Origin of the sequence: Mycobacteroides salmoniphilum, from assembly GCF_004924335.1 — a bacterium.
In the GTDB taxonomy this organism is placed as follows: Bacteria; Actinomycetota; Actinomycetes; order Mycobacteriales; family Mycobacteriaceae; genus Mycobacterium; species Mycobacterium salmoniphilum.
Window position 1 is genome coordinate 2,021,738 of record NZ_CP024633.1, and the last position, 14,259, is coordinate 2,035,996.

At 63.1% G+C, this 14,259-nt stretch carries 14 protein-coding genes and 1 pseudogene; 8 read left to right on the forward strand and 7 right to left on the reverse strand.

The annotated features are described in order from the left end of the window. Positions 1-41 precede the first annotated feature (41 nt). Together DSM43276_RS09945 and DSM43276_RS09950 are read left to right on the forward strand one after the other, a co-directional pair. The gene (locus DSM43276_RS09945; protein WP_078330608.1) at positions 42-938 is read left to right on the forward strand and encodes a LysR family transcriptional regulator; all 897 of its coding nucleotides are present in this window, start codon (positions 42-44) and stop codon (positions 936-938) included. A 43-nt stretch (positions 939-981) separates the two neighbouring features. Then, the gene (locus DSM43276_RS09950) at positions 982-1,311 is read left to right on the forward strand and encodes a hypothetical protein (RefSeq protein ID WP_078330609.1); all 330 of its coding nucleotides are present in this window, start codon (positions 982-984) and stop codon (positions 1,309-1,311) included. On the opposite strand, the gene DSM43276_RS24000 is transcribed toward DSM43276_RS09950, so the two are convergent. The 5 genes and pseudogenes from DSM43276_RS24000 to DSM43276_RS09975 form a co-directional block, all read right to left on the reverse strand. Next, a complete protein-coding gene (locus tag DSM43276_RS24000; RefSeq protein WP_078330673.1) occupies positions 1,302-2,249 on the reverse strand; it encodes a helix-turn-helix transcriptional regulator in 948 nt (315 codons plus the stop codon). The two genes, DSM43276_RS09950 and DSM43276_RS24000, sit on opposite strands and share 10 nt — an antisense overlap. A gap of 483 nt (positions 2,250-2,732) precedes the next feature. Continuing rightward, positions 2,733-3,686: pseudogene (locus DSM43276_RS24005) on the reverse strand (DUF222 domain-containing protein); the annotation flags it as partial. Positions 3,687-3,740: 54 nt separating this feature from the next. Then, a complete protein-coding gene (fadD1, locus tag DSM43276_RS09965; protein WP_078330610.1) occupies positions 3,741-5,342 on the reverse strand; it encodes a fatty-acid--CoA ligase FadD1 in 1,602 nt (533 codons plus the stop codon). Next, positions 5,335-6,249 carry an alpha/beta hydrolase gene (locus DSM43276_RS09970; RefSeq protein ID WP_078330611.1) on the reverse strand — a complete coding sequence of 305 codons (915 nt, stop codon included), beginning with the start codon at positions 6,247-6,249 and terminating at the stop codon, positions 5,335-5,337. The genes fadD1 and DSM43276_RS09970 overlap by 8 nt, the downstream gene beginning before the upstream one ends. Further along, positions 6,246-7,568 carry a flavin-containing monooxygenase gene (locus DSM43276_RS09975; RefSeq protein ID WP_078330612.1) on the reverse strand — a complete coding sequence of 441 codons (1,323 nt, stop codon included), beginning with the start codon at positions 7,566-7,568 and terminating at the stop codon, positions 6,246-6,248. Before DSM43276_RS09975 ends, DSM43276_RS09970 begins: the two co-directional genes overlap by 4 nt. A 118-nt stretch (positions 7,569-7,686) precedes the next feature. Between DSM43276_RS09975 and DSM43276_RS09980 the strand changes: the two genes are divergently transcribed. From DSM43276_RS09980 to DSM43276_RS10005, 6 genes are read left to right on the forward strand one after another with little or no spacing between them, the layout of a single operon-like run. Further along, positions 7,687-8,316 (forward strand): TetR/AcrR family transcriptional regulator, encoded by a 630-nt coding sequence (locus DSM43276_RS09980; protein ID WP_078330613.1) that lies wholly within the window; start codon positions 7,687-7,689, stop codon positions 8,314-8,316. Positions 8,317-8,338: 22 nt separating this feature from the next. Beyond that, entirely contained in the window at positions 8,339-10,141 is a 1,803-nt protein-coding gene (locus DSM43276_RS09985; protein ID WP_078330614.1) for an N-acyl-D-amino-acid deacylase family protein, read from the forward strand. 44 nt (positions 10,142-10,185) lie between these two features. Further along, positions 10,186-10,509, forward strand: a complete 324-nt coding sequence (locus DSM43276_RS09990) for an ArsR/SmtB family transcription factor (protein WP_078330615.1) — start codon at positions 10,186-10,188, stop codon at positions 10,507-10,509. Then, positions 10,509-11,177, forward strand: coding sequence for a cation efflux transmembrane domain-containing protein (locus DSM43276_RS09995; RefSeq protein WP_078330616.1), 669 nt, complete (start codon positions 10,509-10,511; stop codon positions 11,175-11,177). The genes DSM43276_RS09990 and DSM43276_RS09995 overlap by 1 nt, the downstream gene beginning before the upstream one ends. A 60-nt stretch (positions 11,178-11,237) precedes the next feature. Beyond that, positions 11,238-11,609 carry an ArsR/SmtB family transcription factor gene (locus tag DSM43276_RS10000; protein WP_078330617.1) on the forward strand — a complete coding sequence of 124 codons (372 nt, stop codon included), beginning with the start codon at positions 11,238-11,240 and terminating at the stop codon, positions 11,607-11,609. 11 nt (positions 11,610-11,620) lie between these two features. Next, positions 11,621-12,622, forward strand: coding sequence for a cation diffusion facilitator family transporter (locus DSM43276_RS10005; RefSeq protein WP_078330618.1), 1,002 nt, complete (start codon positions 11,621-11,623; stop codon positions 12,620-12,622). On the opposite strand, the gene DSM43276_RS10010 is transcribed toward DSM43276_RS10005, so the two are convergent. After that, complete coding sequence (locus DSM43276_RS10010; protein WP_078330619.1) at positions 12,597-13,856, reverse strand: APC family permease; 1,260 nt, start codon at positions 13,854-13,856, stop codon at positions 12,597-12,599. The two genes, DSM43276_RS10005 and DSM43276_RS10010, sit on opposite strands and share 26 nt — an antisense overlap. After that, complete coding sequence (locus DSM43276_RS10015; protein ID WP_078330620.1) at positions 13,853-14,188, reverse strand: YnfA family protein; 336 nt, start codon at positions 14,186-14,188, stop codon at positions 13,853-13,855. The genes DSM43276_RS10010 and DSM43276_RS10015 overlap by 4 nt, the downstream gene beginning before the upstream one ends. Positions 14,189-14,259 lie beyond the last annotated feature (71 nt).

The window sequence follows — 14,259 nt, forward strand, 5'->3', positions numbered from 1 at the left end:
TTCAAGATCCACAACTTTTACTTGGGCATATAGTGCTATTTATGGCCGCGCAGTCAACTGAGATCAGGGATGACCCGATCGATCTTCGGCGCCTCCAGCAATTCGTATGCGTGGCGGAGCATTCTGGTTTTACGCGGGCGGCGCAGCAGCTCCGTCTGACGCAGCAGGCCGTCAGTCAGTCGATGACGAATCTCGAAAGGCAAGTCGGTGCCAGGCTGTTCGACCGCAGCGGACGTCATATTGAGTTGACTCCGGCAGGGGAGGCCCTGCGGGACGGCTCCGTTGTACTGCTCGCGGCGGCGCAGACCTTGGTACGCCAGGTCCAGAACACCGCCGCCGACGAGCCGCAGCCGTTTGTCGTTGCGCATACCCCGGCGATCACGGCCGAAGAAGTCCACCAGCTTCTCGTGCCTGTTCGGTCGGTACTACCCAACGTTTCGATTACCGCATTGCAGGTGTTCCCGAGCGCTCTAGAGTCCGCGGTGATCAGTGGTTCAGCCGATATTGCGCTGCGGCGCGGGATCGAGACACCCAAGAATCTCGCCTCGCGGGTGATTGGGTACCACCCCTTACGTGTTGCGGTACTCCGGGATCATCATATGGCAGAACGTGATTCAGTCTCAATGGGAGATCTGCGAAATGAGCGCATCATCGTTTGGTCGCCGCCAGGGGTCTCCCACTACACCGATTTCATCCTCGGCACGTGCCGTTCGGCGGGGTTTGAGCCCTCGTTCACGATCAACCCTGTCCAGGGCACGCCGCCGGTGACTGCTGTCCTGGACAACGATGGCGTCGCCTTCGTCACGGCCCCCGCGGGCCCTTGTCTTGCGGGTCAGGTGATTGTCATCGAGATCATCGACCCGCCGCAGGCGCCCATCCAGGCGATTTGGCTGCCACACACTCAGTCGGCCATCCGTGACGCGTTGACCAGTGGCTGAATTTTCTTCACCGGGTATCGATTTCAATACAGGAGGTTGTTGTATGCCATCACCCACCGACGATTTGGGGCAGGTGGCCGACCCCGCGGTGCGAGCCGCGCTCACGGCCTGGCAGCACGCAGATGGCCCCGGGTGGCTGGCGGCGTTCGCGGACCGGCCCGGACTGACCGACGACGGTGCCCCGCGAGATTTCGCCGCGTTCAGCGCCGAGATCGGCAATGAGTACTTCACGCAGATCGAGAAGGTAAGCCCGGACGGGCGCACCATTACCGGACAGTTCCACAGTGAGACATGGGGTGACTTCCGGACGTTCTTCCGATTCGTGCCCGGCGAGAGCGGTAAGTTCGAACAACTGGACATCGGTCAAGCGTGAACTTCGGTACCCCTGCGGTAGTTCGCGGGGGTGATTCCGACGCGCTGTTCGAATGCGGCGGTGAAGTGTTCTGGGCCGGGAAACCCGAGTGCCGCACTGATTTCAGTGATGGAGCGTGCCGTGTGTGCGAGGAGCTCCTTGGCGCGTGTGATGCGTCTGTGTAGAAGAAGCTGGTGCGGAGTGGTGTGAAACGCGGCCACGAACGCCTTGGTGAACTCACGTACCGTCATGCCAGCCTGGTTTGCGAGCTGGGGCAATCCGATCATCGAATCGGGGCTGTCGTTCAGGTATTCGATCAGCCCGGCGCGGGAGGTTTCGTCGAGGGCGCGGTGCAGGCTGGGACGGTACTCCGGGCCCCCCGGTAGTTTGTCGGATAGATGCAGCAACAGGGTCTCCGTGAGCCATTCGGTAGCCAGCCGGGCGTAGACATCTTGGCGATCGGCCACCGCGCCAATCTGCTCGACTATCTGATAGGTGAGTGGATCACGCTGTCGGATAGCGGGTTTGAGGTCAATAGCGCTCAGTGCATCGGGATGAAGCGTGAGTTGGCAGTACTTCACCGTGTTGCCGTGGGCGAGTGCGGAATAGCGGTGGTTGGCTGGGATGATCCAGATGTCACCCACACGTGGGCTGGTTCGCCCGGACGGCCCGTTCTCGAATTCGAGTTCCATCGAGCGTAACCGGCCATGGCGGTGCACCACCATGACATGGTGCGATTCGTTAAAGAACCAGTCGGTGGGCACCGGGATGTGCTCCGTGGCAAAGACGAATTCTGTACCTGCGCAGGTAACGCTGGTTCGGGCCTGCATCGCGCGGGGGGTGCGTGGCCTGGTTCCGTCCCAGACCGTCAACCGCTGCCGCGGACGTGCTTCCGTAAATGCTGCTGTTGTGCTGGGCCACTGAGAGGAAGCGCGCGGGTACTCGCCATGGATCTTCATTTGCTCTCCTCTCTGTGGGCACACTTGTCGCGACTGCTTCACGAGCATATGCGTGCAACGGCGTCCGGGCTGGCTACGCTGAGTCACCGGCTCGAACGGTGGTGGATTCGCCTCGGCGTGTGCGGATTGTGCGTGCTGGCGTTTGAGTCGTCGCTGTTGGTTGAGGTTTCGTTCGGCGGTGCGGCGCCGTTGGCGGTCTTGGGCGCGAGTGCGGGCTCGGGTCAGGTTGTTGAACAGGAGTCCGCCGGCGGGGGTGGTGGGGTAGGTGTGGCCGGTAGGTGCTTTCCAGATGATGGTGCCGTCGGGCTCCTGGATTTCGCGCCATCCGCAGAAGGTCTTGAGTAGGTGGTGCTTGCGGCATAACGCTTTCAGATTGTCTGCCGCGGTACGACCGCCGTCGGCGTAGGCGATGCTGTGGTCCAGGTCGGCGGTGTCGGCCGGGTGTGAGCAGCCGGGGAAGCGGCACAGCTGATCGCGGCAGCGCACGTACGTGTCCAGGGTGCGGGTGGGACGGTATCGGTCGGTGTCCTTGGCGGTCAGAGTGCGGATCAAGGTGCCGGGCTGGGCCGTGATCTGGCGTGCCTGCGTCGCAGTGATGGCGCCGAATCCGGATATGTGGGCAGGCTCAGGGCATTCGGAGTCGTCGAGAGTGTCTTGGTTGGCGACGAGATGCACGATGACTTGGGTGTCGGCGATGACGCGTCCGGCGCAGTCGGCATCATCGCAGGTGCATCGCATCCGATCCAGACCTAGGGTCAGCGCGCCGATGGCGTCGGCACGCAACTGCGTTTTGGTGCGCGGGTCGGCGGGGCAGACGGTGGTCACCAGCTGCTCGAGACGCTTATCGAGTGCGACCGCGTGTGGGGTCTGCAGCACACCCCAGATCTCGGCCAGTGGATCGCCGGTATCGAGGGGGCGGATCTCAAGATGGCGGTCATCGGTGGCGGTTTTGGTGCGGCGCACCGCGTCGTGATCATGGCGGTAGATCAATGCGTCCAGGGCTGCCGTGATCCGTTTGATCGACCAGCGTTCCCACCGGGGCAGCGCGGCCACGATCGCAGCATCCACGGCGGTGACCACGGCGTCGTCTTCGAGGAGTTCGGTGCGCCCGATGATCAACGCGACGGTGCGAAAGTCGATGTCTCCGGCAGCGAATCGCCCGGCCACGGCGCGCAGGCGGTGCCGCAGTACGTAGGCGTAACGCATCTGACTGCACGCCAGCGCATGCGTGATGCCCTGCGCGGCGGCCACCTGCGCCGCCACCGCATCCCAGCGGTCCACCGCGAACCGATCACGAGGATCCTCCCGGCGTGGATCGGCATGCCGATCCACCAGTACACCGATCGCCGAAAGCCGACGCGAGGCCGCCTGCGCCTCGGCGCGCTGGGATGAGGTGATCACATCGATCAAGTCCCCATCGACCACAGTGTCGAACATATGTTCGATACTAATGTGAGAGGAGCTCCACCGCAATGAATTTCACGAACAACTCTAGTCACTCTGGAAACAGCGACTACCGGGCGCTCTCCAGGACTCATATTCGGTACCGCGATCGCTGCGATGCCACAGCGCGTCGTCTCCGACATCGACTCCATCCGAAATCAGCGCGCGCTTGAGCACCTTGTTGGTTGCGGTGCAGGGCAGGCTGCGTGCCAGGCGCACATATCGCGGCCAGCCAATCGGTGGCAGATCTTCCTGTGCGGCAAGAAACGTGGTGAGGCCCGACTGTGTGAGCGAATCCCGTACTACCAGCGCGGCCATCACCTCGTCGCTGTCACGATCATTGCGAATCGCGTATACCGCCGCTTGGCTCACCGCCGGGTGTCGCTGCAGAATCCGTTCGATGGGCGCGGCCGCCAGATTCTCGCCATTGATCCGCATCCAGTCGGCGGTCCGCCCCGCCAGGTAGATCCAGCCCTCGGCATCTCGGTAGGCGAGGTCGCCCGACCAGTACATGCCGTGACGCATCCGTTCACCGGTAGCGTCGTCATCGTTGTAATACCCGGAGAAAAAGCCCGCCCCTTGGGTATTCACCAGTTCACCGACCGCCTTATCCGGGTTGGCCAGGATGCCGTGCGCGTCGAACCGGGCCGTGGCGCATTCGGTCAAGGTGTCGGAGTCGTAAATCCCGACACCGGGAAACCCCTTGCCGATGGATCCCGCGGGCGTTCCTTCCTCCCGGGTGATGATGACGGCATTCTCCGTCGAACCGAATCCGTCGTACACCGTGACATCGAATCGCCTTGCAAATTCAGCAATGTCGTGGTCGGAGGCTTCATTTCCGAAGGCCACGCGCAACGGGTTGGATGCCTCGCCGGGATGTTCAGCCGTGGCCAGCACGTAGGCCAACGGCTTGCCCACATAGTTCATGTACGTGGCGCCGACTTCCCGAATGTCGGCGAGGAAGCCCGACGCAGAGAACTTCGCCGGGGCAAGCGTGGCTCCCGCCGCGACCGCAACGGCCCATCCCGCCAACACAGAATTCGAATGGAACAGCGGCATCGAGACATAGCAGACGTCGGCGGCGGACAGCGAGAATCGACCCACCAGTGACTGGGCCGCGACAAGAACCATCATGTGCGTCACCAGAACTGCCTTCGGGTCTCCACTGGTCCCGGAGGTGAAGATCATCATGAAGGGATCGAGGGCCTCGGCAGTTCGATAGGGCTCTAACTCCCCGGCCGTCTCAACCTCGCGTTGCCAATTCGGCCCGTCGACATCGATCACCACGACGCCGGGCAGATCCAGCGATTCGAGCAGTGGCCGATGCTCAGCATCCACGAGCAGAATCTGTATATCCGCCTTGCGGATATCGCGCGCCAACCCATCGCCACGACGAGTGTTGTTGATGGCACACAGGATGTACCCACCCTGGGCGGCGGCGGCCATCGCCGTGGCCATCGCTGGTGTATTGCCCAGCAGGGTGCCGATATGCAGCGGTCGATCCGGATCGGCCATCCGAATCAACACCGCAGCGTGACGGGCCGCAACGGCTACGTGCTCGCGCCACGTCCACGTCACCCCTTGATAGACGAGCCCCGCGTTGTCATCGGTAGCCCGGGCGCGAACCAATTGCTGGATGGTCTCAGCCATGGATTGCTTCGGTAAGCGACGCCGCCCTCACACCCAGATGTCTTGTCAAGAAGCTGATTTGGTGTGAGGCCACGGATTCGAAGTACTCCTGACCCTGGTAGACACCGAAGTGATCGCACGGGTAGTGCCGCACCTCGGCGCGGGCCTTGAAGGCGGCCCTGGCCGCGGCATGCGGCGGCGCGGCCCGATCGAAGTCGGCGATCTGTACCAGAGTGGGACAGTCGATGCGCGCGGCATACCGGGTGGGGCGATAGGAGGCGAGTTGAGTGCCCACCGTCGCGTCGATCTCATTGCGCCAGGAGGGGCCCGCGATGCCCAGATGCGCCTCGTAATACCCGTTCGATGTCAACGCTGCCAGCTCGCCCGGGCGTCCGACGATCGGGATCGTGCGCTGCTCGCGTCCCACCCGGCTGCGGACGCCGGTCAGGGCGGAGCGCAAGAGAGCGCCGGCGCTGTGCTCACCCATCGCGGACCGCGCAGCCGCGATGCCGTCCACCAAGGGTGTTACCGAAACGACGGCCGCCACATCATTGCGTGACCCGGCGACTGCCAGCACGTGCCCACCGGCCAGGGATACACCCCACAGGACTACTCGCGTGGGATCGACGCCGGGGAGGCACGCCGCGGTGCTCACCGCGGCGTGGTAGTCACCGATCTGATGGCTGAAGGAAACTTGTTGCCGGGGAAAGCCGTCAGATGATCCGAAGCCGCGGTAGTCGAATGCCAGGGCGTGTATGCCCGCGTCGGCCAGCCGCTCGGCGAACGGTTCCAGTCCCGAGTCCTTGGTGCCGCCCAGGCCGTGCGCCATCACCACGACGGGGGCTGGCTCCGCTGACGTTGTTGCTCGGTAAAACCATGCATGACAGTCGATTCCGTGGCTATTGAATCGGATGTTCTGTCGGTTCATGCCGCTCCTCTTGCCCGCGCAAATCCGCGCGGGATCTCCTTGGTTCTCATATCGTGTTCATAGAGGAAGTAGTCCAGCTGCTGGGTGTGTCGCGGGCGATCAAGCATGTGCCCGGTGTACTTGCGATGCTCTGCCTCGATCACCTCGTGCATTTCCTCGACGGAGGGCAGTCGGTACTTGCCCGCCGCGTAGGCGCCCACCAAGCGCGCCTGACATTCGACGAAGGGGAACAACGACGGAACCGCCTGCGCCAGCCCGACGAAGATCAGGTCGTCCAGGCCGGGCTTGAACATCCGCTTGTACAAGTCGATGCGATTGCCCGGGGCACTGAGGAATTCCGGATCGAAGAACGGGAAGGTGATGTTGTAGCCGGTCGCGAAGATGATCACGTCGAAGTCTGCGAATGTGCCATCCGCGAAATGCACGGTGTCACCGTCCAGGCGACTGATGTTGGGTTTGGGGGTGATGTCACCGGATCCGAGCCGCAACGGGAGCTCGACCGACTGGGTAAAGTGTGCCTCGCCGAATTTGTGGTTCGGCATCGGGAGCCCGAGTTGGTCTGGACGGCCCGATATGAGGGGCTGCATCATCTGAAAGAGTTTGCGCTGCCATGACATCGGGATGTATGGGCTGGTGCGGAAATACTTGTCGGCGGGTTGTCCGGCGACGTACTTGGGAACGATCCAGGCGCCGGATCGGGTGGAGAGGGCGACGGTATTTCCCGTCGCTCGTGACGATAGCTCCACTGCGATGTCGGCCGCACTGTTACCCAGACCTACCACCAGAATTCGCTTGTCCATGAGGTCCAGGGGAGTGCGTGGATCGATGTAATGGTGCGAGTGCAGTGTGGTGCCGGTAAACGTGCCCGGAAACTCGGGATACCTAGGGTCCCAATGATGGCCGTTGGCGACGACGAGCAGGTCGAACAATTGGCGTTCACCCTTCTGTGTCAGCAATTCCCAGCCGCCAGTCGGTAACCGCTCGGCGTGGACGACGCCATTGCGGAATTCGATGTTGGGCTTGAGATCGAAGGCTGTCGCGTAGTCCTCGAGGTACTGCTTGATCAGGGTGTGATGGGGAAAATGCGGATAGCTGTCGGGCATGGGGAAGTCGCGGAAGGACAGCTGATGCCGCGAGGTATCGATGTGCAGGGAGCGGTAGGCACTGCTGTGACCGTTGGGATTGCCGAATGCCCAGTTTCCGCCGATCCGATCCGATGTCTCGAAGCAGGTGAAGGGAACTCCATAGTCGGACAGCATCTTCGCGGATGTGAGCCCGCTGATGCCGGCACCGATGATCGCGGTATTGGGTCGGGTCATGGCACTCCTAGGAATACGACCGCGGCGGCGAGGTCGCCTGTGAACATTTTTGGAAATCTGTGCACTCGAAGTGTACACAGATCTTGAAATGTGTCCACGCCTTGTTTACATTGAGGGCATGACTGCGGTGTTGGATGAAGGCGCGATACCCGATCCTGATGGCGCATCGGTGGCCGCCCGGCTGCTGGATGCGGCCGAAAGGATCTTGGCCGACAAAGGGATTCGTGCGACCACGATGACGGATGTAGCCGAGGAAGCGGGTGTTTCGCGGTCGTGGCTCTATCGCCACTTCCCGGATAAGCAGACCCTGGTGGGTGCGGCAATCATCCGATTGATCGAGATCAGCTGGGCGCAGTCTGCCGCCGAGCTTGCGACCGTTGAGGGCTTCGAGGCGCGGTTGGTGGCAGGGGTGAAGATTGGCCGACGCGCATACGACGATCCCGGCACCCTCCTCATGCGGATCCGGGTGCGCGAGCCCGAGGAGTTCATGGCCTGCGCCGGCGCGGGCGTGCAGGGTCTGGTGCCGGACCTTGCCGGCTTCTGGCGTCCGTATGTGGAGGCGGCCCGCGATGCCGGGGAGATCCACGCGCGCACCGATGTCGAAGAAGCCAGCGAATGGATCGCCCGCGTGATGATCAGCCTGGGAAGTGTCCCCGGAAACTGCATGGACCCTGACGATCCTGCCTCACTGCGTCGCCATTTCCGGCGGTACGTCCTACCGGCGCTTCGTGTAGCGCCCGTGAAATAGCTTTATTACAAGGAGATTCACCATGGCTTCCGACGACGACGTCCAGTTCGACACGGTGATCAAGAACGGGCGGTGGTTCGATGGAACCGGCGCGGCGTCCGCTATCAGGAACATCGGCATCAAGGATGGTCACATTGCCGCGATCTCTGTCGGCGACCTTGATGAGACGAACTGCCCGCACATCATCGACGCCACCGGAAAATGGGTGCTTCCGGGATTGGTGGATGTCCACACGCATTATGACGTCGAGGTACTTGCCGCACCGGCGTTGTCGGAGTCGGTTCGTCACGGTGTGACGACAGTGCTGCTGGGCTCCTGCTCGCTGTCGGTGGTGCATGTCAATGGCACCGACGCCGGGGACATCTTCGGCAGAGTGGAGGCGATACCGCGCGACCACGTCATCGGGGCGATGGATCAACACAAGACATGGACCAACGCGCGTGAGTACATCAAGGCGCTGGAGTCGCTACCCATCGGGCCGAACATCGCTACGTTCCTGGGGCATTCGGATATGCGCGCGGCGGTGATGGGGCTGGACCGTGCCACCCGCAAGAACGAACGGCCTACGCCCAGTGAGCAGGCGCAGATGGACCGCTGGTTGACCGAGGCGCTTGATGCCGGTTTCGTGGGTATGTCGTCCCAGCAGCTCCTGTTCGACAAGCTCGACGGCGACGTGTGTCGTTCCCGGACGCTGCCGTCGACCTACGCCAAGCCGCGTGAGCTGCGGAAGCTGAAATCACAGCTTCGCCAAAGGAATCGGGCGCTGCAATCCGGGCCGGACATCGAGAATCCGCTGAATGTGTTGTCTCAAGCCGTCCAGTCCCTGGGTATCCTGCGTGAGCGGCTATCGACATCGCTGCTCTCGGCCGCCGATATCAAGGCCAACCCGTACGCGATCCGGGCGATGGGGCCGCTGGCCCGCATTATCAACAAATTGGGCGGCAACTTCCGCTGGCAACATCTACCCGTGCCGTTCGAGGTCTACGCCGACGGTATCGATCTGGTGATCTTCGAGGAATTCGGTGCGGGGGCCGCGGCGCTGCATTTGCGCCACGAGGTCGAGCGCAATGAGCTGCTGCGCGACGAGAAATACCGGCGCCGTTTCCGTAAGGAGTATGACAGCAAGTTCGGTGTAAGGGTCTGGCACAGAGACTTTTTCGACGCCGAGATTGTTGCCTGCCCCGATGCGTCGGTGGTCGGTAAGTCCTTCGGGCAGGTCGGCGTGGATCGCGGGGGGCTGCATCCTGTCGATGCGTTTCTTGATCTGGTGCTCGAACATGGCACGGCCATCCGCTGGCGGACCACGATTTCCAACCATCGCCCCGAGGTGCTCAAGCAGCTCGCGCAAGATCCCGGCATCCAGCTCGGCTTCTCCGATGCCGGTGCCCATCTGCGGAACATGGCCTTCTACAACTTCGGGCTCCGGCTGCTGCGGCACGTGCACGAGGCGCAACTGTCCGGGCACCCGTTCATGACCATCGAACAGGCTGTACATCGACTCACCGGTGAGCTTGCCGATTGGTACCAGATCGATGCCGGGCATCTCCGAATCGGCGACCGCGCAGATCTTTTCGTGGTCGACCCGGAGAAGCTCGATGGATCTCTGACCGAGTACGCAGAGCAAGCCGTGGCCGCCTACGGGGGATTGTCGCGGATGGTCAATCGCAACGACGCGACAGTCAGCACGGTACTGATTGGCGGTCGGACCGTTGTGGTTGACGGCCGGCCGGCCGACATTTTGGGCAAACAGCGGACGGGCAGCTTCCTGCGGGCGGGGGAGAAGACGCGTTCGGCCGCCGCGGGGCAGGTGCCCGCCGCTAAATAGTACATCTAGATCTGAATACAGATCTAGATGTACTATTGGGAACCATGCAGACCCTGGTTCATCGTGACGCCCTGACGAGGTTCGGATCCGCGCTGTCGGACCCGACGCGCACGGCCATTCTGTTGAGCCTGCGATCGCGACCCGGATATCCCTCAGAGCTCGCCGATGAGGCTGGGGTATCGCGACAGATCATGTCGAATCACCTTGCGTGTCTTCGTGGTTGCGGGCTGGTCGCGGCTATTCCGGAGGGTCGGCGCACCCGTTATGAGCTCGCCGATGAGCGAATCGCTCATGCCCTGGACGACCTGGTGGACCTGGTGTTGACGGTGGATCCGTCGTGCTGCCCGGCTGACGAGGGCTGCTGCTGATGGTGCTCGCGCCGCAGCGGCGAGAGGTGCTCCATCGTCGGGTTCGTTTCTTCGTCGCCGCCACCATTACCTACAACGTCATTGAGGCCATCGTGGCGATCTCCGAGGGTGCACGGGTGTCCTCGACCGCGCTGATCGGGTTCGGCCTGGATTCGGTGATCGAGGTGTCATCGGCTGCGGCGGTGGCGTGGCAGTTCAGTGCCAAGGACCCGGAGGCCAGGGAGAAGGCCGCTCTCCGGGTGATCGCGTTCTCATTCTTTGCGCTGGCCGCCTATGTGACGGTGGAGTCGATTCGGTCGTTGGCCGGGTTCGGCGAGGCGAGGCATTCGACAATGGGGATCGCCCTGGCCGCGGTGAGTCTGGTGGTCATGCCGGTGCTGTCCTGGGCGCAACGTCAAGCGGGCCGCGAGCTCGGCTCCGCATCTGCGGTGGCCGATTCCAAGCAGACGCTGCTGTGTACATATCTGTCGGCGGTCCTGCTTGTTGGGCTGCTCGTCAACACCCTGTTCGGGTGGTCGTGGGCTGATCCGATCGCGGCGTTGGCCATCGCAGCCATCGCGGTGCGTGAGGGGCTGAACGCCTGGAAGGGCGAAACCTGCTGTGCACCAATCACCATCGCGGCGCCGGGGAGTGTCACCAACGACGAATGCGGCTGCTGCGAGCACTAACCTCGCGCATGGTCTATTATCTGCGTATCAATGCAGATATGCAGTAGAGGAGCGTTCGCCATGGCGCAGGTAGACCGGTCGCCATTGGGTGACGAGCAGGTCGGGCTGGTCGTCGAAGTGTTTCGCATGCTCGCCGATGCCACCAGAGTTCGGGTGTTGTGGGCACTGACTGGCGGTGAATTGTCGGTCAACGAGCTGGCCGACCACGTCGGTAAGCCGGCGCCCTCGGTATCGCAGCATTTGGCCAAGCTGCGGATGGCCCGACTGGTGCGGACCCGGCGTGATGGCACCACCGTCTACTACAGCCTGGAGAACGAACATGTCGAGCAGCTGGTGACTGACGCCGTCTACAACGCCGAGCACGCGGGCCCGGGAATCCCGCCGCATCACCGCTCTGAGGCAACGCTACGGACCGTGGAAACGATGAAATAGGTTGGTAGGAAATGAGTCACACCCGCACTGAAGCCACTCATCACGATCACGATCACGACCACGAGCATCACCACGGTGTCGGCCTGAGAGGAATTCTCGCGGAGATCGTGTCCCCGCACAGCCATGATGCCTCCGATAGCATCGATGACGCACTCAGTTCCAGTGCGGCGGGTACCCGGGCTGTCAAGATCAGCCTGGTCGCACTGCTGCTGACGGCTGCGTTTCAGGTGGTGATCGTGGTGGTGTCCGGCTCCGTGGCGCTCGCGGCCGATACCATCCACAACTTCTCCGATGCGCTCACCGCGATCCCGCTGTGGATAGCGTTTGGGCTGGGAACCCGCGCTGCGACAAGGCGATACACCTACGGGTTCGGGCGGGCCGAAGATCTGGCAGGCCTGTTCGTCGTATCGATGATCGCGTTATCGGCCGTGGTGGCGGGCTATGAGGCGGTGATGCGTCTGATGCATCCAGTGCAGATCGGACAACTGGGGTGGGTGGCGGCCGCGGGTGTCATCGGCTTTATCGGCAACGAACTCGTCGCCCTCTACCGGATTCGGGTGGGTCGCCGGATCGGCTCGGCAGCACTTGTCGCCGATGGACTGCATGCACGCACGGACGGGTTCACCTCGCTGGCCGTGGTGCTAGGCGCTGCAGGAGTCGCCTTGGGATATCCCTTGGCAGACCCGATCATCGGGTTGGTGATTACCATCGCGATTCTCGCGGTGCTGCGTACCGCGGTCCGGGACGTGTTCCGGCGGTTGATGGACGGGGTGGACCCCGCGTTGGTGGATGCCGCGGAAACAGCCCTGGTGGCTCAGCCTGGTGTGCGGACGGTGCGCAGCGTGCGGTTGCGGTGGATCGGACATCGCCTCCATGCGGACGCCGAGCTCGACGTCGATCCGGATATCAGTCTGGCCGAAGCGCACCGCATCGCACATGTCGCCGAACACGAACTGACCCACGCGGTGTCAAAGCTCGATAGCGCTCTTATTCACGCGTACCCGGGGCACTGAGCCGACGAGCGACGTAGATGAGGATGCCGACCGCCAGTACTGCCGTTCCGGTAAGGACCGATGACAGTGGCAGCGCGAGGGCAATCACCACGCACCCGATTAAGCCGAGTGCTGGAACGATCCTCGGTGGGCGGCCCTCAGCGGGGGAGAGCGTCCACGCCGACGCATTGGCCACCGCGTAGTACACCAGCACCGCGAAGGATGAGAATCCGATCGCGCCGCGCAGGTCTGCGGTCGCCGCCAGGACCGAAACCACAAGACCAACAAGGATTTCGGCGCGATACGGCACGCCGTACCTGGGATGCACAGCCGCCAGGGCATGAGGCAGATGGCGATCACGTGCCATCGCGAAGGTTGTACGTGACACCCCGAGGATGAGTGCCAGCAACGAGCCAGTCGCCGCGACGATGGCGCCAACCCTCACCACCGGCTCCATCCACCGCACGCCCGCGACGGTGACGGTATCCAGTAGCGGAGCGGCGGATGCCGCCAACCGCAATGGCCCCAGCGTCGTCAATGTCGCAACGGCGACCACGCTATACACGACCAGTGTGATTGCCAACGCGATCGGGATGGCACGGGGAATGGTGCGTGCGGGGTCGCGTACCTCTTCGCCCAAGGTGGCGATGCGGGCATACCCGGCGAATGCGAAGAACAGCAGACCCGCGGCCTGTAGTACGCCAGTAATCGAGACGTCGGTGATGTCGAGAGTTGCGACGTCGATGCCGTCGGACCCGACCGCGGTGACCACAACCGCGGCCAGTACCGACAGCACGATCGCCACGATGACACGTGTCAACCATGCCGACTTTTGAACTCCCGCATAGTTAATCGCCGTCAGGGTGACCACTGCGCCCACCGCGACCGCGTGCGCGTGGGCGGGCCACGCATAGAAGCCCACCGTCAACGCCATGGCCGCGCACGACGCGGTTTTCCCGACCACGAAGCCCCAACCCGCAAGATAGCCCCAGAACTCGCCGAGACGCATCCGGCCGTAGACATACGTGCCACCGGAGGCGGGATACACCGCGGCCAGCCGGGCCGAGGATGTCGCATTGCAGAAGGCGATCACCGCGGCGAGTGCCAAACCCAGCAGCAAGGCGGATCCGGCCGATTGCGCTGCGGGCGCCAAAGCCGCGAAGATTCCGGCGCCGAGCATCGAGCCCAACCCGATCATGACGGCATCAAATGTGCCCAGTTCCCGTCGAAGGGGGCCGGACGGGACCTCGCTCATGCGTTCCGCGGCATGTACATGATGACCCCGACGCCGACCAGGCAGATGAGCGCGCCGGCTACGTCCCAGCGATCGGGGCCGAACCCGTCCATCGCCATCCCCCACAGCAGTGACCCGGCGACGAATACCCCACCGTAGGCCGCCAATATTCGACCGAAGTGGGCGTCTGGCTGCAGGGTCGCCACAAATCCGTAGGCGCCCAACGCGATGACACCGAACCCCACCCACGCCCAGCCGCGGTGCTCGCGCACGCCCTGCCATACGAGCCAGGCGCCACCGATTTCCAAGACAGCGGCCGCAGCGAACAGGAGGATCGACTTTGCGACAAGCATGTGAGGAGCCTAATCGCCCCGATCGGACCCGGCGGGAGTGCGCGGATCGTAGGATCTCGACTCGTTGTACT

What these genes read in the sequence shown, in the direction of transcription:
- DSM43276_RS09945 (WP_078330608.1), top strand. Translation starts at nt 42, where the DNA reads ATGGCCGCGCAGTCAACTGAGATCAGGGATGACCCGATCGATCTTCGG.
- DSM43276_RS09950 (WP_078330609.1), top strand. Translation starts at nt 982, where the DNA reads ATGCCATCACCCACCGACGATTTGGGGCAGGTGGCCGACCCCGCGGTG.
- DSM43276_RS24000 (WP_078330673.1), bottom strand. Translation starts at nt 2,249, where the DNA reads ATGAAGATCCATGGCGAGTACCCGCGCGCTTCCTCTCAGTGGCCCAGC.
- fadD1 (WP_078330610.1), bottom strand. Translation starts at nt 5,342, where the DNA reads ATGGCTGAGACCATCCAGCAATTGGTTCGCGCCCGGGCTACCGATGAC.
- DSM43276_RS09970 (WP_078330611.1), bottom strand. Translation starts at nt 6,249, where the DNA reads ATGAACCGACAGAACATCCGATTCAATAGCCACGGAATCGACTGTCAT.
- DSM43276_RS09975 (WP_078330612.1), bottom strand. Translation starts at nt 7,568, where the DNA reads ATGACCCGACCCAATACCGCGATCATCGGTGCCGGCATCAGCGGGCTC.
- DSM43276_RS09980 (WP_078330613.1), top strand. Translation starts at nt 7,687, where the DNA reads ATGACTGCGGTGTTGGATGAAGGCGCGATACCCGATCCTGATGGCGCA.
- DSM43276_RS09985 (WP_078330614.1), top strand. Translation starts at nt 8,339, where the DNA reads ATGGCTTCCGACGACGACGTCCAGTTCGACACGGTGATCAAGAACGGG.
- DSM43276_RS09990 (WP_078330615.1), top strand. Translation starts at nt 10,186, where the DNA reads ATGCAGACCCTGGTTCATCGTGACGCCCTGACGAGGTTCGGATCCGCG.
- DSM43276_RS09995 (WP_078330616.1), top strand. Translation starts at nt 10,509, where the DNA reads ATGGTGCTCGCGCCGCAGCGGCGAGAGGTGCTCCATCGTCGGGTTCGT.
- DSM43276_RS10000 (WP_078330617.1), top strand. Translation starts at nt 11,238, where the DNA reads ATGGCGCAGGTAGACCGGTCGCCATTGGGTGACGAGCAGGTCGGGCTG.
- DSM43276_RS10005 (WP_078330618.1), top strand. Translation starts at nt 11,621, where the DNA reads ATGAGTCACACCCGCACTGAAGCCACTCATCACGATCACGATCACGAC.
- DSM43276_RS10010 (WP_078330619.1), bottom strand. Translation starts at nt 13,856, where the DNA reads ATGAGCGAGGTCCCGTCCGGCCCCCTTCGACGGGAACTGGGCACATTT.
- DSM43276_RS10015 (WP_078330620.1), bottom strand. Translation starts at nt 14,188, where the DNA reads ATGCTTGTCGCAAAGTCGATCCTCCTGTTCGCTGCGGCCGCTGTCTTG.